This is a genomic window from Luteimicrobium sp. NPDC057192 (assembly GCF_042670205.1).
Taxonomy (GTDB): Bacteria; Actinomycetota; Actinomycetes; order Actinomycetales; family Cellulomonadaceae; genus Luteimicrobium.
This window is the reverse complement of sequence record NZ_JBHUWD010000005.1, coordinates 82530-101387: the sequence shown is the minus strand read 5'-3', so window position 1 is coordinate 101387 and position 18858 is coordinate 82530. Positions and strand designations below refer to the sequence as shown.

Annotated in this window: 16 protein-coding genes; 13 read left to right on the top strand and 3 right to left on the bottom strand. The window is 74.1% G+C overall.

All coding sequences use genetic code 11. The features are described from left to right. The 8 genes from ACFT5B_RS04420 (at position 1) to rfbB (ending at position 9337) form a co-directional block, all read left to right on the top strand. Complete coding sequence (locus tag ACFT5B_RS04420) at positions 1 to 1164, top strand: FkbM family methyltransferase (protein WP_386796766.1); 1164 nt, start codon at positions 1 to 3, stop codon at positions 1162 to 1164. Between the two features lie 25 nt (positions 1165 to 1189). Beyond that, complete coding sequence (locus ACFT5B_RS04415; protein WP_386796765.1) at positions 1190 to 2671, top strand: phosphomannomutase/phosphoglucomutase; 1482 nt, start codon at positions 1190 to 1192, stop codon at positions 2669 to 2671. Beyond that, complete coding sequence (locus ACFT5B_RS04410; RefSeq protein ID WP_386796764.1) at positions 2668 to 2862, top strand: Trm112 family protein; 195 nt, start codon at positions 2668 to 2670, stop codon at positions 2860 to 2862. Before ACFT5B_RS04415 ends, ACFT5B_RS04410 begins: the two co-directional genes overlap by 4 nt. 184 nt (positions 2863 to 3046) lie before the next feature. Next, positions 3047 to 4987: an N-acetylmuramoyl-L-alanine amidase gene (locus ACFT5B_RS04405; RefSeq protein WP_386796763.1), complete on the top strand. Its 1941-nt coding sequence runs from the start codon at positions 3047 to 3049 to the stop codon at positions 4985 to 4987. A 95-nt stretch (positions 4988 to 5082) separates the two neighbouring features. Continuing rightward, positions 5083 to 6087 (top strand): glycosyltransferase, encoded by a 1005-nt coding sequence (locus ACFT5B_RS04400; protein WP_386796762.1) that lies wholly within the window; start codon positions 5083 to 5085, stop codon positions 6085 to 6087. Further along, positions 6084 to 7046, top strand: coding sequence for a glycosyltransferase (locus ACFT5B_RS04395; protein ID WP_386796761.1), 963 nt, complete (start codon positions 6084 to 6086; stop codon positions 7044 to 7046). The genes ACFT5B_RS04400 and ACFT5B_RS04395 overlap by 4 nt, the downstream gene beginning before the upstream one ends. Positions 7047 to 7104: 58 nt before the next feature. Beyond that, positions 7105 to 8280, top strand: coding sequence for a UDP-galactopyranose mutase (gene glf, locus ACFT5B_RS04390; protein ID WP_386796760.1), 1176 nt, complete (start codon positions 7105 to 7107; stop codon positions 8278 to 8280). A gap of 40 nt (positions 8281 to 8320) precedes the next feature. Then, entirely contained in the window at positions 8321 to 9337 is a 1017-nt protein-coding gene (rfbB, locus tag ACFT5B_RS04385; RefSeq protein WP_386796759.1) for a dTDP-glucose 4,6-dehydratase, read from the top strand. A gap of 13 nt (positions 9338 to 9350) precedes the next feature. On the opposite strand, the gene ACFT5B_RS04380 is transcribed toward rfbB, so the two are convergent. Further along, on the bottom strand, positions 9351 to 9965 hold the full coding sequence (locus ACFT5B_RS04380) for a dTDP-4-dehydrorhamnose 3,5-epimerase family protein (protein WP_386796758.1): 615 nt from the start codon (positions 9963 to 9965) through the stop codon (positions 9351 to 9353). Between the two features lie 75 nt (positions 9966 to 10040). On the opposite strand from ACFT5B_RS04380, the gene rfbD reads away from it, so the two are divergent. Next, positions 10041 to 10937 (top strand): dTDP-4-dehydrorhamnose reductase, encoded by an 897-nt coding sequence (gene rfbD / locus ACFT5B_RS04375; protein WP_386796757.1) that lies wholly within the window; start codon positions 10041 to 10043, stop codon positions 10935 to 10937. Positions 10938 to 10946: 9 nt separating this feature from the next. On the opposite strand, the gene rfbA is transcribed toward rfbD, so the two are convergent. Further along, a complete protein-coding gene (rfbA, locus tag ACFT5B_RS04370; RefSeq protein WP_386796756.1) occupies positions 10947 to 11822 on the bottom strand; it encodes a glucose-1-phosphate thymidylyltransferase RfbA in 876 nt (291 codons plus the stop codon). Positions 11823 to 11940: 118 nt separating this feature from the next. Here rfbA and ACFT5B_RS04365 point away from each other — a divergent pair, with 118 nt between their 5' ends. The 4 genes from ACFT5B_RS04365 to ACFT5B_RS04350 all read left to right on the top strand — a co-directional run bounded on the left by ACFT5B_RS04365 (position 11941) and on the right by ACFT5B_RS04350 (position 17635). After that, entirely contained in the window at positions 11941 to 13458 is a 1518-nt protein-coding gene (locus ACFT5B_RS04365; RefSeq protein ID WP_386796755.1) for a glycosyltransferase, read from the top strand. 8 nt (positions 13459 to 13466) lie between these two features. Beyond that, the gene (locus tag ACFT5B_RS04360; protein WP_386796754.1) at positions 13467 to 15239 is read left to right on the top strand and encodes a glycosyltransferase; all 1773 of its coding nucleotides are present in this window, start codon (positions 13467 to 13469) and stop codon (positions 15237 to 15239) included. Positions 15240 to 15339: 100 nt separating this feature from the next. Beyond that, positions 15340 to 16593 (top strand): CDP-glycerol glycerophosphotransferase family protein, encoded by a 1254-nt coding sequence (locus tag ACFT5B_RS04355; protein ID WP_386796753.1) that lies wholly within the window; start codon positions 15340 to 15342, stop codon positions 16591 to 16593. A gap of 139 nt (positions 16594 to 16732) precedes the next feature. After that, a complete protein-coding gene (locus ACFT5B_RS04350) occupies positions 16733 to 17635 on the top strand; it encodes a TylF/MycF/NovP-related O-methyltransferase (RefSeq protein WP_386796752.1) in 903 nt (300 codons plus the stop codon). A gap of 42 nt (positions 17636 to 17677) precedes the next feature. Here ACFT5B_RS04350 and ACFT5B_RS04345 read toward each other — a convergent pair whose 3' ends face one another. Continuing rightward, positions 17678 to 18850: an acyltransferase family protein gene (locus ACFT5B_RS04345; RefSeq protein WP_386796751.1), complete on the bottom strand. Its 1173-nt coding sequence runs from the start codon at positions 18848 to 18850 to the stop codon at positions 17678 to 17680. Positions 18851 to 18858 lie beyond the last annotated feature (8 nt).

Sequence of the window (18858 nt, the reverse complement as noted above, 5' to 3'; positions counted from 1 at the left end):
ATGGGGGACGCACGAGCAGGACGGGGAACGGCGCCCAGCGGGCCGCGCCGGGTCGCGCTGCGGTGGGCCGACGCCCTCGCGGGCGGCGAGCTGCGCCGGCTGGTGGACCAGCGCGTCGAGGCGGCGCTGGACGCGCGCGACCGGGCGCCCGGCCCGGCGGCGGCCCCCGCGCCGGCGCCGCCCGCCCCGGCCCCGCGCCGGGGGACCCGGGAGTCGCTCGACGCGCACGCCGCACGCCCGTGGCTCGCGACCGGCGCCTCGGTGCCCACCCGGGTCCAGTCGCCCGAGCTGCGGGCCCTGCGGCGCGCCCACCCCTACACGGGTCCGGTGCTCGTGCAGGCGGGTGGCGGACGGCCGGTGTGGATGTGGTTCGACGAGGACGACCTCGTCGCGGCGGTGTCGTTCTGGTTCGGCCCGAACGCGTACGAGTCGCTCTCGACGGCCGTGTTCTCGACGCTCGCACGGACGGCGGCGACCGTGCTCGACGTCGGCGCGCACACCGGCATCTTCTCGCTCGTCGCGGGCGCGGCCGCGCCCGACGTCGCCGTGCACGCGTTCGAGGTGGTCGAGCGCATCGCCCGGCGCACGCGCACGAACGTGCGTCTGTCCGGGCTCACGGACCGGGTGCACGTCCACGCGGTCGGCGTCTCGTCGGAGCCCGGGGTGATGACGCTCCACCACAACGACGCCGTCCCGCTCGCGACGGGCTCGTCGTTCGAGCGCTTCGCCGACCGAGGGGCGGCCCGCGGCGCGGCCACGTCGCAGGTCGAGGTCACGACGCTCGACGCCTGGTGGGCCGCCGAGGGGCGCCCGCGCGTCGGCCTCATGAAGATCGACGTCGAGCGGCACGAGAGCCACGTGCTCGCGGGCGGGCGCGCCTTCCTGGACGCCGAGCGGCCCGCGCTCCTCGCCGAGGTGCTCTCGCGCGACGACTTCGCGACGCTGTACCGGCTCCTGGGCGAGCGCGGCTACACGCGGGCCTGGCACGTCGACGACGACGCCGTGCGCGCGTACCCGGTCGCGCCCGACCTCACCTACGCGACCAGCGCTCCCTACGCGTACGCGAAGTACCACAACGTGCTCTTCGTGGCGGAGCGCGACGCCGCGACCGTCGAGGAGGGCTTCGCGGGGCTCGGGGCGGTGGCGGAGGCGCCCGTCGGGTGAGCGGCCGTCCCGCTACGCTCGGACCGTGACGCGCATCGACCTGTCCTCCCTCATCAAGGCCTACGACGTCCGCGGGACCGTCCCCGACCAGCTCTCGCCCGACGTGGCCCGCGCGATCGGCGCGGCGTTCGCGCGGGTGGTGGCGCTTCCCGAGGCGGGCGAGGGCGCCCGGCCGAGCGTCGTCGTCGGGCACGACATGCGCGAGTCCGGGCCGGACCTCGTCGCGGCGTTCGCCTCCGGGCTCACCGACGCGGGCGTCGACGTGACCCGCATCGGCCTGTGCTCGACCGACGGCCTGTACTTCGCGTCCGGCTCGCTCGGCGTCCCCGGCGCGATGTTCACCGCGAGCCACAACCCGGCGGTCTACAACGGCATCAAGCTGTGCCGCGCGGGAGCCCGCCCCGTCGGGCAGGACACCGGGCTCGCCGAGGTCCGCGAGCTCGCCGGCGACTACCTGGGCGACGGTCTCCCCGACGCCGTCGACGCGGGCGCCCGCGGCGCCGTCGCCGACCGCGACATGCTCGGCGAGTACGCCGCGTTCCTCCGTGGGCTCGTCGACCTGTCCGGGATCCGCCCGCTCAAGGTCGTCGTCGACGCGGGGAACGGCATGGGCGGGTACACCGTGCCGGCCGTGCTGGGCACCGGCGCCGGCCTGCCCGCCCTGCCGCTCGACGTCGTGCCGCTGTACTTCGAGCTCGACGGCTCGTTCCCCAACCACGAGGCCAACCCGCTCGAGCCCGCCAACCTCCGCGACCTCCAGGCCGCTGTCGTCGAGCACGACGCCGACCTCGGCCTCGCCTTCGACGGCGACGCCGACCGCTGCTTCGTCGTCGACGAGCACGGCGACCCGGTCTCGCCGTCCGCGATCACCGCGCTCGTCGGGCTGCGCGAGGTCGCCAAGGAGAAGCAGGCCGACGCCGCGGCGCGGCCCGTGATCATCCACAACCTCATCACCTCGCGGGCCGTCCCCGACCTCCTGCAGGCCGCGGGCGCCGAGACCGTCCGCACGCGCGTCGGGCACTCGTTCATCAAGGCGCAGATGGCCGAGCACCAGGCCGTCTTCGGGGGAGAGCACAGCGCGCACTACTACTTCCGCGACTTCTTCTTCGCCGACACCGGCATGCTCGCCGCGATGCACGTGCTCGCCGCGCTCGCGTCCCAGCCGCACCCGCTGTCGGCGCTCGCGGACGCCTACCAGCCGTACGTCGCGAGCGGCGAGATCAACTCCCGCGTGGCCGACGTGCCCGCGGCGCGGGCGCGCGTCGTCGAGGCGTACGTGACCCAGCAGGGCGCCGGTCCCGTCACCACGGACGAGCTCGACGGCCTCACCGTCTCGCACTGGGACGCCACGCCCCAGTGGTGGTTCAACCTCCGCGCGTCCAACACCGAGCCGCTCCTGCGGCTCAACGTCGAGGCCGCCGACGAGGACATCATGGAGAAGGTCCGCGACGACGTGCTCTCGCTCGTCCGGGCCGCCGACACCGCCGACACCGAGGAGCAGGCATGAGCACCCCCCTTCCCCTGGACGCGTGGGCCCGTGACCTGCTGCGCTGCCCCGTGACGGGCGCGACGCTCGTCGACGGCACGGGACCCGACGGCGAGCCCGAGCTGCACTCGACCGACCCCGTCCGCCCGCTCGCCTATCCCGTGCGCGACGGGATCCCCGTGCTCCTCGAGTCGGACGCCCGGCCCCTGTAGCCCGGCGAGGCGTCCCGGGCCCGTCCCCCTCCGAGATGCGCTCCGGGCGTGCGCCCCGCACCCTGGTGTGCGGCGCAGGTGCGCAGATCGGGCACGAACGGACGAGGGGGTCGTCATGGGTGTCAGGGCATCAGAACGGGCGGAGGGGCCGGGCTCGCGCGTGGTGGTGGGGGCCAGACGCGCGGTGGTCAGGCTGACCGCGGCCGGGCTGCTGGCGGGAGCCGCCGTCGTGGCTCCGGTCGCGACGCTCCCCGCGCCCGCCGCGCACGTCGTGAAGCCGGAGGTGAGCACCCACCACGTCCGGGGCATCGACGGGAACGCGCGACGCGACGCGTCGGCGCTCGACCCGGCGGTCGGCGACGACGGCAAGGCGGTGGTCCCGCGCCGGGCGACCGCGAGCCCGTTCGCGGCCGCGCCGAGCGCCGCGCCGACGCCGGCGACGGCGGGCGCGCACCCCGCGCTGGACGGGGGTCGCCTCGCCGTCCTCGGCGCCCAGGAGCGCACCGGGCACTTCCTCGTCGCGGGCGTGACGTGGGCGTCCGGGACGTCCGACGTGGTCCTCGTCTCGGTCCGGATCCGCGAGGACGGCCGGTGGTCGCCGTGGACCGAGCTCGAGGTCAACGACGTCGGCGTGTCCGGCGAGCGGCCCGGGACGGACCCGCTGACGACGTCCGGCGCGGACGGGATCCAGGTGCGCGTCGTCACGAAGGACGGCTCGGCACCGAAGGACGTCCAGGTGGACGTCGTCGACCCTGGGAGCTCCGCGGCCGACGCGAGCGCGGGCTCCACGGCCCGCCCGCTCGCGAGCGCGGACGCCGCGACGGGCTACGAGAACAAGCCTTCGATCGTGACGCGTGCGGGGTGGGGCGCCGACGAGCGCCTGTCGAGCTCCTGGCCGGACGTCTCGGCGCACCTCGACGCGATGTACGTGCACCACACCGCGGGCACGAACAGCTACACCAAGGCGCAGTCGCCCGCGATCGTCCGCGGCATCTACGCGTACCACACCAAGTCGCGCGGCTGGCCGGACATCGGCTACCAGTTCCTCGTCGACAAGTACGGGACGATCTTCCAGGGCCGCAAGGACGCGATCTACGACAACCCGATCGGTGCCCAGGCCGGCGGCTACAACACCGACACGATCGGCGTGTCCGCGATGGGGAACTTCCAGACCGCCCGGCCGTCGTCGGCCCTGCTGACGTCCATCGAGAAGGTGCTCGCCTGGAAGGGCTACGAGTACGGGGTCAACTCGCTCGGGCACACGCGCCTGCTGACGGGATCGAGCACCGGCAGCAACACGAAGGCGAAGGCGGGTACCTGGGTGCGGGTGCCGACGATCCTCGGGCACCGCGACACGAACGGGACCGCGTGCCCGGGCAAGTACCTGTACGCCAAGCTTCCGACGATCCGGTCGGCGGTGCACCAGCGGATCGCCTCCGCGCGCGCGAAGTGGGGCACCATCCGCTACACCACGGCCGCACCGACCGTCCTCGCCGCGTCGAGCAGCGCGGTGCCCGTCCAGTGGTTCTCGAGGACGACGTACCGCTGGAAGGCCGTCCGGGGCGCCACGCAGTACCAGATCCTGACGCGTAGCGCGTCGATCAGCGGCAGCCTGCGGGACACCCGCATGTGGCACGTGTCGGCGACGGTGAAGGGGACGTCCTACACGTTCAGCACCCCTGCGGGCTGGTCGCGCGTCGTGGCGGTCAGACCGGTGGACTCGGCCCACCGGCGCGGTCCGGTCCGGATCCTGCACCGGATGACGCGTCCGGTGAACCCGGCCACGATCCACTGGTCGCCGTCCTGGACGCGGGTCAACGGCTCCGCGTACTTCAGCGGGAAGGTCTACACGACCGTCAGCTCGACAGCGGCCGCGAAGCTCTACCACGTCAAGGACGCGCGGAGCGTGGTCGTGAAGGCCGAGGTCGGGCCGCAGTTCGGGAAGATGCGCGTGGTCATCGGTGGCGTCACGTGCGGGTACCTCAACCTGTACAGCCCGACCCGGCGCCACATGGTCACCGTCAAGATCGCCATGAAGCAGCCGCACTCGGGGACCGCCGTCCTGCAGGGCATCGACCGCAAGCAGAAGGCGTTCTCGCTCGTGGCGTTCCCGCGCACCCCCTGAGGCGTTGCGCGGCGGGCACGACGACCGGCGAGGCCGGAACGCCCGGGGCCGACCCATAGGATGGAGGGATTGTCCGTCCGGTCCCGAGGAGCTGTGTGGAAGCCGTGCCCGCCCGTGTCGTCGCCGTCGTGGTCGCGTACAACCGGCGGGACCTGCTCGCCGCGGCACTGGACGCCGTCGCGGCGCAGACGCGCCCGGTCGACCACCTGGTCGTCGTCGACAACGCGTCCACGGACGACTCGGCCACCGTCGCGCGCGAGCACCGGAGCGCGCCCGAGGTGCTGGCTCTCGCCCGCAACACCGGGGGCGCTGGCGGCTTCGCGGCCGGCATGGCGCACGCCGTGGCGCCGTCGGACGGCTCGGTCCCCGCGGACCTCGTGTGGCTGATGGACGACGACACGATCCCCACGCCCACGGCGCTCGCCGAGCTCCTCGTCGCGCGCGACGCGTTCGAGGCAGCGGGCGGTGAGCCCGTCGCGATCGCCGGCTCGAAGGCGGTGTGGACGGACGGGCGCGAGCACCCCATGAACACGCCGCGCCGCCGCCCGCGCGCGTCGGAGGACGAGGTGCGGCGTGCCCAGGTCGCGGGTGCCGTGCCGGTCCGGTCGAGCTCGTTCGTCTCGATGCTCGTCGACGCGCGTGCCGTGCGGGAGGACGGGCTGCCGTCGGCCGACTACTTCATCTGGAACGACGACTTCGAGTTCTCGACCCGGCTGCTGCGGCGGCGCCCGGGGCTCTACGTCCCGGCGAGCGTCGTCGAGCACCGCACCGCGAAGTTCGCGGGCAGCGACCTCGACCCGGGGCCCCGGTTCTACAACGAGGTCCGCAACAAGATCTGGATGTTCTCCCGGTCGCGCGCGCTCGGCCCGGTCGACACCGCGACCTACGGTGCGTCGACGCTGGTGCGCTGGACCCGCACGATCGTCCGGTCCCAGGACCGCGGCACGCTCGTGACCTCCGGCTGGAAGGGCCTGCGCGACGGCGTCACGAGCGCTCCCCAGCCCGCCGACGCCGTCCTGGCGGGACTGGGCCCGGTCGAGGACGAGGTGCGCGCCGTCGAGGCGGGCGCGGGACGCCCGGTCGCCGGAGGGCGCGCATGAGCGTCGCGCGCGAGGACCGCGGCCCCGACGACCTCGCGCCGCAGGACGTCGAGCCGTTCACCGTGCTCATGCCGGTGTACGAGGGCGACCGTCGGCGGTTCGTGAAGCGTGCCTTCGAGTCGGCGAGCCGTGAGCAGGAGCTGCCGCCCACGCAGGTCGTCGTGGTCCGCGACGGGCCGGTGCGCCCCAAGCTCCAGGCGCTCCTCGAGAAGCTCGCCGCCACGCCGGGCTTCGACGTGGACCTCGTCGAGCTCCCGCAGAACGTCGGCCTGGCCGCGGCGCTCGAGATCGGGCTGGAGCACTGCGACCACGAGATCGTCGCGCGCGTCGACGCCGACGACGTGTCCTTGCCGCACCGGTTCGCCGTGCAGGTCCCGCTCGTCACGGCCGGGTACGACCTCGTGGGCTCCGCGATCGTCGAGATCGAGGACGACGAGGCCGAGTGGGGTCGTACGCGCACCCCGCCGACGACGCCCGACGAGATCGAGCGCTACTCGCGCTTCCACGACCCGTTCAACCACCCGTCGGTGGTGTACCGGCGCTCGGCGGTCCGCGGGGCCGGGGGGTACGAGACGCTCGACCTCATGGAGGACTACCTGCTGTTCGCCCGCATGATCGCGGCGGGCGCGCAGGTCGCGAACGTCGCCGAGCCGCTCGTGCTGTACCGGGTCGGTGCGGGCGCGTACGCGCGGCGAGGCGGGACGCGCCTGCTGCGCTCGGAGCTCCGGCTCCAGCGCACGCTGCGCGACGAGGGGTTCACCAGCCGGACGCAGTACGTTCGGAACGTCGTCGTCCGCGGGGGCTACCGTCTCGTCCCCGAGGGGCTGCGCAAGGCCGCCTACCGCACGCTGCTCATCCGCGAGCGGCCCGACGCCGCGGACGCCGCGCAGCAGGGCGCCACCGTCGGGTACGAGCCGGTCGTCGCGCCCGGCGAGCCGTCGCGCCAGGCGAACGGATGACCGTGCCGGACGCCACCCGTCCCCGAGCAACCGCACCCCGAGCAGAGGACACCAACTGATGGACATCGATCTCGTCGTCGTGGGGTCGGGCTTCTTCGGCCTGACCGTCGCGGAGCGGATGGCGACCGAGCACGGCGCGCGCGTGCTCGTGATCGAGCGCCGCCCCCACATCGGCGGGAACGCGTACTCGGAGGACGAGCCCACCACGGGCATCGAGGTGCACCGGTACGGCGCGCACCTGTTCCACACCTCGAACGAGCGGGTCTGGGAGTACGCGACCCGGTTCACGGCGTTCACGGACTACGTGCACCGCGTGTACACGACGTACCGCGGCGAGGTGTTCCCCATGCCGATCAACCTGGGGACCATCAACCAGTTCTTCCGGTCGGCCTACGGGCCCGACGCCGCCCGCGCGCTCGTGCGCGAGCAGGCGGCCGAGCTCGACGCCGTCCTCGCCGGGCGCGAGCCCGCGAACCTCGACGAGAAGGGCGTCTCGCTCATCGGCCGGCCCCTGTACGAGGCGTTCATCCGCGACTACACGGCCAAGCAGTGGCAGACCGACCCGACCGAGCTGCCCGCGAGCGTCATCTCGCGCCTGCCCGTGCGGTACACCTACGACAACCGCTACTTCAACGACACGCACGAGGGCCTGCCCGTCGACGGGTACACCGCCTGGCTGGAGCGGCTCGCCGACCACCCGCGCATCGAGGTGCGGCTCGACACCGACTTCTTCGACGCGTCGCAGCCCGTCCACAAGGACGCCGTCGTCGGCAACGTGCCCGTCGTCTACACCGGCCCCGTCGACCGGTACTTCGACTACGCGGAGGGCGAGCTCGGGTGGCGCACGCTCGACTTCGAGCGCGAGGTGCTCGACGTCGGCGACTTCCAGGGCACGCCCGTGATGAACTACGCGGACCTCGACGTCCCGTACACCCGGATCCACGAGTTCCGGCACTTCCACCCCGAGCGGGACTACCCGACGGACCGGACCGTGGTCGTGCGCGAGTTCTCGCGGTTCGCGGCGCGCGACGACGAGCCGTACTACCCGGTGAACACCCCCGCGGACAGGGCCCGGCTCCTCGCGTACCGTGAGCTCACCGAGCGCGAGCACGCCGAGCGTGACGTGCTGTTCGGCGGGCGGCTCGGGACGTACCAGTACCTCGACATGCACATGGCCATCGGGTCGGCGCTGTCGATGGTGGACAACAAGCTCGCGCCGCGCGTGCGGGTCTGAGAGTCGGGCCGGCGCGCCGGGCGCCGTCAGGGAGGACGTCATGCGGGTGCTCGTGACCGGCGGTGCCGGGTTCATCGGCGCGAACTTCGTGCACCACACGGTGCGCACGCGCGCCGACGCGCGGGTGACGGTCCTCGACGCGCTCACGTACGCCGGGGACCGGGGCTCGCTCGACCCGGTCGCGGACGCCGTGACGTTCGTGCAGGGCGACGTCGCCGACGCGGCGCTCGTGGACGGGCTCGTGGCCGACACGGACGTCGTCGTGCACTTCGCCGCGGAGTCGCACAACGACAACTCGCTCGCGGACCCGTCGCCGTTCGTCCGGACGAACCTCGTGGGGACCTTCACCCTGCTCGAGGCGGTGCGCCGCCACGACGTCCGATACCACCACATCTCGACCGACGAGGTGTACGGCGACCTCCCGCTCCGCGACCCGGCCGACCCGGAGACGGAGGCTCGGTTCACCGAGCAGACGCCGTACAACCCGTCGTCGCCGTACTCGTCGACCAAGGCCGGCTCCGACCTGCTCGTGCGCGCGTGGGTGCGCTCGTTCGGGGTGCGCGCGACGATCTCGAACTGCTCCAACAACTACGGCCCGTACCAGCACGTCGAGAAGTTCATCCCGCGCCAGATCACCAACCTCATCGACGGCGCCCGGCCCAAGCTCTACGGCGCGGGCCTCAACGTCCGGGACTGGATCCACGTGGACGACCACAACGCGGCCGTCTGGCGGATCATCGAGGACGGGACGCTCGGCGAGACGTACCTCGTCGGGGCGGACGGAGAGGAGTCCAACCTCGACGTCGTCCGGACCCTGCTCGAGGTCTTCGGGCGCGACGCCGGCGACTTCGACCACGTGACCGACCGGGCCGGCCACGACCTCCGGTACGCGATCGACTCGACGCGGCTGCGCACCGAGCTCGGGTGGACGCCCCGCTACACCGACTTCCGTGAGGGGCTCGAGGCCACGGTCGCGTGGTACCGCGAGAACGAGTCCTGGTGGCGGCCGCGCAAGGCCGCGACCGAGGCGAGGTACGCGGCGGCCGGCCAGGTGTAGCGCGTCGCGCGGGTCAGCGCCGCGAGGCGACGAACGCCTCGACGTCCTCGAGGCGCGGGAGAAGGCCCTGCTCGCGGGCCTCGTGGAGCGTCGGGGCGACGGCGTCCTTCTCGGACAGCAGCGGTTCGAGCGGCCGCCCGTCCCGCCCGACGCGCGGCCACTCGATCCCGATCGCCGGATCGAGAGGGTGCACGCCGTGCTCGCGGCCCGGCGCGTACGGAGCGGAGCACAGGTAGAGGACCGTCGAGCCGTCGTCGAGCGACATGAAGGCGTGCCCCAGCCCCTCGGAGAGGTAGACCGCGCGGCGGTCGACGTCGTCGAGCAGCACCGCGTCCCACCGCCCGAAGGTCGGCGAGCCGACGCGCAGGTCGACGACGACGTCGAGCACGGCGCCCGCGACGCACGTGACGTACTTCGCCTGGCTCGGGGGCACGTCCGCGAAGTGGACGCCCCGCACCACGCCCGCGGCCGAGACGGAGAGGTTGGCCTGCTCGAGGTCGAACCGGTGGCCCGTGGCACCCGTGAAGGACTCGTCGGTGAACCACTCGAGGAACGTCCCTCGCGGGTCGCCGTGCTGCTGCGGTGTCGCCTCGAACGCGCCGGGCACCGAGAGCTCGCGGATCTGCATGCGGACGAGCGTACTCAGGTGGCGTCGTCGCGGCCCTACGGTGGCTCGACGGCGGCGCGCCGCTAGAGTCGCCGCATGGCTTCCCGTCCGGTCCCCGTGCAGCCCTTCCCGGAGCCCGGTGCGCCGTGGGTCGTCGTCGGCGCCGCCGGCCTGCTCGGGCAGGACGTCGTCGCCGCGGCGCGGGCCGCCGGCCACGCGGTGACCGCCCTGACGCGTGGCGAGCTCGACGTCACGGACCCCGTGGCCTGCGCGGCTGCGCTGGCCGGCGCGGGCGTCGTCGTGAACTGCGCGGCGTACACGCGGGTCGACGACGCCGAGACCCATGAGCCCGAGGCGTTCGCGGTCAACGCGGTCGGCCCGGCGAACCTCGCGCGCGCGGCGACGGCGGTCGGGGCGCGGCTCGTGCAGCCGTCCACCGACTACGTGTTCGCGGGCGACGCCGTCGAGCCGTACGCGGAGGACGCGCCCGTCGCGCCCCGCTCGGCGTACGGGCGGACCAAGGCCGCGGGCGAGTGGGCCGTGCGCGCGACGGACCCGTCCCACCTCGTGCTGCGGATCGCCTGGCTCTACGGGGCGGGCGGCCCGAGCTTCCCGCGCACCATCGTCCGCCTGGTGCGCGAGCGGGGGACGGTCGACGTGGTCGACGACCAGCGGGGGCAGCCGACCTGGACGCGGGACGTGGCCGACCTCGTGGTGCGCCTGGTCGACGCCGGGGCGCCCGGCGGCACGTACCACGGGACGTCCTCGGGCGAGACGACCTGGTTCGGGCTCGCCCGCGCCGCGGTCGCGGCGGCCGGCCTCGACCCGGCGTCCGTCCGCCCGACCACGAGCGGGGCGTTCGTGCGTCCCGCGCCGCGGCCGGCGTACTCGGTGCTGGGCCACGCTGCGCTGCGCCGGGCCGGCGTGGAGCCGATCGGCGACTGGCGCGAACGGTGGGACGCGGCTGTCCCGTCCGTCCTGCTGCCGGGGTAGGCCGGCGGGCTACCGCGTCGACTCGGTCTCGAGCAGCCGCAGGAGGTAGCGGCCGTAGCCGGACTTCACCAGCGGCTCGGCGCGCTCGCGCAGCTCGTCGTCGGTGAGGAACCCGCGCCGCCAGGCGACTTCCTCGGGGCAGCCGATCTTGAGCCCCTGGCGGTTCTCGATCGCGCGGACGTAGTCGCTGGCCTCCAGCAGGGAGTCGAACGTCCCGGTGTCGAGCCACGCCGTGCCGCGCGGCAGGACCTCGACGTGCAGCCGCCCCTGGGCCAGGTAGGTCCGGTTGACGTCCGTGATCTCGTACTCGCCGCGGGGGGACGGGCTCAGGCTCCGGGCGATCTCGACGACGTCGTTGTCGTAGAAGTACAGCCCGGGTACTGCGAAGCTCGACCGGGGGTGCGCGGGCTTCTCCTCGATCGACAACGCCCTGCCGTCGTCGTCGAACTCGACCACGCCGTACGCGGTCGGATCGGCCACGCGGTACGCGAAGACGGCGCCGCCGTCGACGTCCGCGAAGCGGAGCAGCTGCCGCCCGAGCCCGGGACCGTAGAACACGTTGTCGCCGAGCACGAGCGCCACGCGGTCGGCGCCCACGAAGTCGGCGCCCAGCACGAACGCCTGGGCGAGGCCGTTCGGCTCGTCCTGGACCGCGTACGACAGCGACACGCCGAACTGCGAGCCGTCGCCCAGCAGGCGGTGGAACGCGGGGGCGTCGTGGGGCGTCGTGATCACGAGCACGTCGCGGATCCCCGCGAGGATGAGCGTGGCGAGCGGGTAGTAGACCATCGGCTTGTCCCACACCGGCAGGAGCTGCTTGCTGGTCCCGAGGGTGATCGGGTGGAGGCGGGTGCCGGAGCCACCCGCGAGGATGATCCCGCGCACCGGCCCATTCAACACCGAGCGACCCGGCTCCCGCTCGCGGACGACGCCGGTCAGGTGGTCGGCAGGGCCGCCGGAGGATGCTCGACGGCAGGCAGACCACGACCGGAGGTGCGTGCGGGTGGTGGACGGTGTCGGGGCCGAGCCGAGGGTCAGCGTGGTCGTGCCGGTGCACGAGCCGTCCGTCGGCTTCGACGACCTGTGCCGGTCGCTGTGGGACCAGACGCTTCCCGACGACGCGTACGAGGTTGTCCTCGTCGACGACGGCTCGGCCGACGAGACGCCGCAGCGGCTGGCCGCGATCGCCCGCGCCCATCCGCACGTCCGCGTGGACCGCATCCCCGCTTCGGGCTGGCCGGGCCGTCCCCGCAACGTCGGCGTCGGGCGGGCGCGGGGACGGTACGTGTTCTTCGCCGACCAGGACGACTACCTGTTCCCCGAGGCGCTCGAACGGATGTGCGCGGTCGCCGACACGAACCTGTCGGACCTCGTCATGGGCAAGGTGGTCCAGCTCGGCGCGCCCACGCCGTACTGGTCACTGTGGCAGCGGGACGTGGCCCGTGCCGACCTCGTGCGGGACGGCGTCACCCTCTCCCGCACCGTGCACAAGCTGTTCCGGCGGGAGTTCCTGCTCGCCCACGACGTCCGGTTCCCGGAGGGCAGGGTCCGGCTCGAGGACTACCACGTCATGGGCCAGGTCTTCGCCCGCTCCCCGGCCGTCTCGGTGCTGGCGTCCTACCCCTGCTACCGCTGGCTCAGGCACGGGGCCAACGCGTCCGGCCGCTCGACGCCCCGGGCTGCGTACTGGGACTACTACGCGGAGGCGATGGGGATCGTCGACGCGCTCGGCGGGCCGGCCGAGGTCGCCGACGCGGTCAAGATCGCGGCGACCGGACAGGCGTTCACGCGCGCGGCGCTCGCGGGCTGGCTCGAGCACCCCGCCGACCAGCAGCGCGCCGAGCTCGCCGTGCTGGCGGACTGGGTGGACGACGCGGTCCCGGAGCGTCTCGACGAGCGGCAGCCGGTGGTCCGCCGGGTCCAGCTCGCGGCGCTGCGTCGCCGCGACCCGGCTGCGTTCCTCGCGGCCCAGCGGCTGCGCGCGGACGCCGCGGCGACGAACGTGCCCGTGTCCGCCGCCTGGACGCCCGACGGCCTCCTGGAGGTGACGTGCCGGATCCGTGCGGTGCTCCCGGGCCTCCGCCGCGACGATCCGCTCGGCGGCGAGCGCTGGGCGGTCCTCGGCATCCCCGACGACGGCACGTACGACCTGCGGCTGCTCGACGTCGACCGGCCGTCGGCGAGCCTGAGCGTGCGCGAGCGGGCGTCGGGCGTCGAGTGGCCCGTCGCGTCGCGCTTCACCGTCGCGCCGGAGCCGTCGGGGGCGGAGCTGGTCGTCAGCGGGCACCTGGACCCCACCGCGGGCGCGTTCGGCGGGCCGTGGGGGCCCGGCGTGTGGGACCTCAACGTCCGGGCGGCGCTGCTGGGCCGTCAGTTCCTGCGGCGGGCCCGGGTGCCCGAGGGCTGGGCCGCCCCCGGGCGCCGGTGCGGCGACCTGACCGCCTCTCCGTACCGGACGCGGGCGGGCACGCTGGCGGTCCGCGCCGTGCCGGTGCCCGACCGCGTCGCCGCCGATGGTTGAATCGTCCGGTGCCGTCCCCTCTGATCCTTCAGCGCCTCGCCCTCGCCGACGCCGACGTCGCCCCCACGCTCTGCTGGCACGGCGACGCGGCCGTCCTGGGCTCGGGCGGGCTCACCGTCCCCGCCGGCGCCACCGCCGACCTCGGGACGTGGTGGAACGCCGCACCCCTCGGCTGGTGGGCGCGCCTCGGGGTCGCTCGCGTGCGCCTCGTCGTCACCGGAACCGGGGCGGTCACGGTGCGGACCGCGCTCGACGGTGTCCTCCGCACCGCCGGGAGCGCCGAGCTGCGCGCCGACGAGCCCTGGACCCTCGACCTCGCGACCGATGCGGACTGGGGGTGGGTCGAGCTCGCCGCGCCCGCCTCCGGTGACGGCACCCTCGCCGGCGTCGAGTGGCAGACCGCCGGCACCGCCACGCCGCAGCCCCTCACGGTCGTGGTGCCGACGTTCCGTGCCGAGGACGACGCCCTCGCGCAGCTCGCCCGGCTCACCGGCCCCGGCCTCGACGACGTCGTGGGACGGGTCGTCGTGGTCGACCAGGGCGGGACGCTCGCGGAGCACCCGGGCACCGCGCGGGCGCTCGCCGCGGCCGGGGACCGCGTCCTGCTGGTCGAGCAGCCCAACCTGGGCGGCTCTGGCGGCTACTCCCGCGGGCTCTGGGAGGCAGCGCGGCGGTGGCCGGAGAGCCCGGTGTTCCTGCACGACGACGACGCCGTGGCCGACGCCGAGAGCCTGCGCCGGCTCACGGTGCTCGCGGCGCTCGCACCCCGGACCTTCTTCGGGACGGGTCTGCTGGACGCCGACGCGCCCACCCGCCTCCAGGCGCTCGCGGAAGGCGTGGAGCGACGGAGCTTCCGGTGGGGACCGACGGACGGCGTCGCGGCCGGTGCCGACGAGGGCGGCGTCGACGTGGGCAGCGGGTCGCCCGGTGGCTGGACCTTCACGCGCCCCGGCGACGGCGCCCAGTACGGCGGCTGGTGGGGCTGTCTGGTGCCCGCCGGGGCGAGCGACGACCTCGGTCTCGCCGCGCCGTTCTTCCTCAAGTGGGACGACGCCGAGTACGGGCTGCGGGCCGGCCGCGCCGGGTACGACGTCAGGACGCTCCCCGGCTTCGCGGTCCGGCACCCGACGTGGGCGACCAAGGGGACGAGCTCGTCGTGGTCGTCCTGGCCGCTGCACCGGAACCGGCTCGCGACGGCCGCTGCCTACGGGGCCGGCGTCGGGGTCCTCGCCGACTCGTTCGCCCACCAGGTCAAGCACGTGCTGAGCCTGCAGTACGCGACGGCGGAGCTCTGGAACGCGGCGCTCGCCGAGGCGGTCGGCGGGACCGGCTGGCTCGAGGCCGACCTCACCGCGGTGCGCCCCCGCGCGCAGGCGCTCCTCGACGCGATGCCCGCGCCCCCGGTGGTGGGGCTGCCCGTCGCGGAGGAGCGGGCGGCGAGCACGACGCCGGGACGTGCCACCGCCGCGGCGCGGGCGGTGACCGGTCTCGTGCGCGCCGCCGGCGTCACCGGACCCGAGGGAGTGGCACACCTCGCGGGCCCGAGCGCCTTCGGCTGGTCCGACGGGCTCGGGCGCGACGCGGTCGTCTTCGCGGACGGTGCGGCGCCCCTCGTCCGTGACCCGCGCCGTGCTCGTCGCGCCCTCGCGCGCACCGTCCGGCTCCACCTGCTCGCGCTCGCGCGCTGGGGGCGGCTGCGCCGGGCGTACGCCGAGGCGCTTCCCCGTGCCTCGACGACCGCACGCTGGCTCGAGCGGTTCGGGGCCGACGTCCGCGCGTAGCTCCCGGAGCGCGCACCGCAGTCGCCGTCACCTGCACCGACGGTCCGTCTACACTTGCTCGGCGGCTCACGCCGCCGTCCGACGACCCGAGAGGAACCGCATGGCACCGGCGACCCGTGGGGCGAGCCTCAAGAGAAGGGTCCGCTCGGTCGGCGGGACGTTCATCCGACGGATGGGCCTGCTCCCGGGAGGGGTGCCCGACCGCAACGGCGACGACGCCCGGCTCGCGACCCAGCGCCTCGACGCCGAGGTCCTCGTCTTCTTCGCCGACACCGAGGACGGCCTCTACCAGCTCCGGCAGTGGTACGCGCCGCTTGCCGCGCTCGACGCGCGCCACCGCATCGCCGTCGTGACGGCCGACTCTCGCACCGCCGCCCTCATCCGCGCCGAGACCGGGTTCGAGGTCGTGACGGTCGCACGGTACGCGACGCTCGACGGGCTGCTCGCCCGCTCGGACGTACGCCTGGTGCTCTACGTGAACCACAACCCGGAGAACTTCTCGATGCTCCGGTTCGCGTCCGTGGTGCACGTGTCGCTCCTCCACGGCGACAGCGACAAGGTCGTCTCCGTGTCGAACCAGGCGAAGGCGTACGACTTCTCGTTCGTCGCAGGACGGGCCGCCGTCGACCGGATGGCGCGCTACCTCCCGCTCTTCGACGCGGAGCGGCGGTGCGTCGTCGTCGGGCGGCCGCAGCTCGGCGACGCGCTCGCGCTGGTCGCGGACCGTGCGGAGCCGGTCCCGGGGCGACGCCGGACGGTGCTGTACGCGCCCACGTGGGAGGGCGCCCAGCCGTCCGCCGCCTACGGGAGCGTGGACACGATCGGGGAGGCCCTGGTCGCTGCGCTCCTCGCGGAGCCCGACCTGCGCGTGGTCTACCGGCCGCACCCGCTCACGGGTGTGCGCCTCGCGAGCTACGGGGAGGCCGACGCGGCGATCCGGCGGCGGATCGACGCGGCCCGCGCCGCGGACCCCGGAGCCGGGCACACCGTGTCCGACTCCGGAGATCTCATGGTCGACATGGTGAGCGCCGACCTGCTCGTGTGCGACGTCTCGGCCGTGGCGATGGACTGGCTCGTGACCGGAAGGCCGCTCGTCGTCACCGAGCCCGCGAGCACCGAGGTGGTCACGGCGTCGACGCCGCTGCTGGACGCGACGGCGCGGATCGGGACCGGGACCGTGGGCGACGTCGTCGCGGTGGTCAGGAGCGAGCTCGACGACGACCCCCGGGCGAGCCGGCGCCGGGAGCTCGCCGAGTACTACCTCGGCGACCTGCGTCCGGGCGCAGCGACGCAGGCCTTCCTGACCGCGTGCGAGGAGGCGATCGCGGCGCACCGGGCGGCGTCCGCCGACTGACCCGCGGACCCGCGGCCGTCGGGTGCGCGTGTCCCCGTCGGCTCTTGACGGCGCGTGGTTATATAAGCGGGTGTCCAGCGCGGGTCATGAGGCCAACCGTCCGACGACGGGGCGACGCGAGGCGTCCGCCCGTTCCGTAGTGGTGCGTGCGGTCGACAAGGTCGCCCGAGCATGGCCGACGACGCGACAGACGACGCTCGTCGAGCGCGATCTCGCGGACGCGCGGCGGGAGAACGCCGCCCTGCGCAAGAAGAACGCCGCCCTCAAGGCGCAGCTCGTGGGCGCCGACGTCGCCGCCGAGCTGGCCAAGGAGCGCGAGGTCACGGCGAGGCTGCGACGGCGGGTCCACCGGCTCGAGAGCGAGGGTGCGCTCGCGACGCTGCCCGAGGCCCTCGGCGCCACGGTGTCGCGGGTCCGCGCGGAGCACCTGACGCTGCTCCAGCCGACCCCGCTCGCGGAGCTCGGCCACGCGATGCTCGACACCGAGCTCCGCGGGCTCGAGGGCCTCGTGGTCGAGTGCGGGACGGCTCGCGGCGGGTCTGCGATCGTCCTCGCGAGCGCGAAGGCGCCGGAGCGTGCGATGAAGGTGTACGACGTGTTCGGCATGATCCCGCCGCCCACCGACCGCGACGGCGAAGACGTCCACGACCGCTACCGCACCATCGTCGAAGGACGCGCCCAGGGCGTCGGGGGCGAGACGTACTACGGGTACCGCGACAGCCTGTACGAGGAGGTCACGGCGTCGTTCGCGCGGCTCGGGGTCCCGGTCGACGAGGCCCGCGTGAGCCTGGTCAAGGGCCTGTTCCAGGACACGATCACGGGGGACGAGCCCGTGGCCCTCGGGCACCTCGACGGCGACTGGTACGAGTCGACCAAGACGTGCCTCGACCGGATCGGCCCGCGGGTCGTGTCGGGAGGCAGGCTCGTCATCGACGACTACTTCTCGTGGTCGGGGTGCCGCGACGCGGTCGACGAGTTCGTCGCCTCCCACCCCGGCTTCCGCCGCGAGCTGCACAGCAGGCTCCACCTCGTCCGGGACTGACCGCCCGGCCGTCCCCGCCCGGCCCGCGGCGCGGTCGTCCCGTCACATGACGGCGGCTCGGCGCGTCGCTGCCGGCTCCGGCTCGGTCCGTGCGCGCTCCGTTCCGGCCGACGAGGGAGCGGGCTCCGACGCGCTCCTCGCCGGCTCCCGGACGGGCACGTCCTCGAGCGCTCGGCCGACGGCGCCGCGCAGCCGGTCGTGGACCCGGTTCTCGACGGCGTAGTGCAGCACGGCGGCCAGCGCGACCGACACGGCAGCCGCGAGCGCGAGCACGACCCAGCGGTTCACGGACCCGTGCAGCACGTCGATCACGAAGAACCCGAACTGGCCGTGCACCAGGTACAGCGGGTACGTGAGCGCGCCGAGCACGGTGAGGAAGCGCCAGTCGAGGTTCCGCAGCGGGCCGCACGTGCACAGCCAGATGGCCGCGACCATCGCGACGACCGCGAGCGCGCACAGCGTGGGCGACACCGCGGCGCCGACGCTCCTGCTCGCGGCCGCCGCGTAGTCGTGCGCCTGCTGGGCGGACAGGATCGTCGTGAGCCCCAGCCCGAGCCATACGACGACGTCGTTCCCGTCGCGGTAGAGCAGGTAGAGGAGCATGCCCGCAGCGAAGTACGGCGCGTAGGTCGGGATCAGGAGCGAGTCGAGGATCCCCGAGTGGGTGGCATGGGCGAGCTGGGCCACGAGCGGCCAGAAGACCGCGAACGCGATGATCCGGCGACGGGTGATGCCGACCAGGATGAACACGCCGATGAGCAGATAGAACTTGAGCTCGTACCAGAGCGTCCAGAACGCGCCCTGCACGCCCATCGCGTCCCACGCGCCCTGCAACATGGTGAGGTTGACGAGCGAGTCCATCTTCGAGGGTTGCCGGCCCCCATGCCAGAAGACCTGGAGCAGCACAGTGACGACGACGGCAGCCCAGTACGCGGGAAAGAGCCGGGCGATGCGCGAGGCCGTGAACGCGGTCACGGGCCGGCCGTACGCGGTCATGAGGATGACGAAGCCGCTGATCACGAAGAACAGCTGGACACCCAGGAACCCGTAGCGCGTGAGGTGGTTGAGGCCGGGGAACTCCTCCGTGGGCGCGACGCCCCAGAAGCTCGTCCGGATGCCCGTGTAGTGATAGAGCAGCACTGCCGCGGCCGCCAGGAAGCGGAGGCCGTCGAGGGCGCGGAGGCGGGATCGGCGGGGAGGGGCGGAAGCACTCACCGGCACAC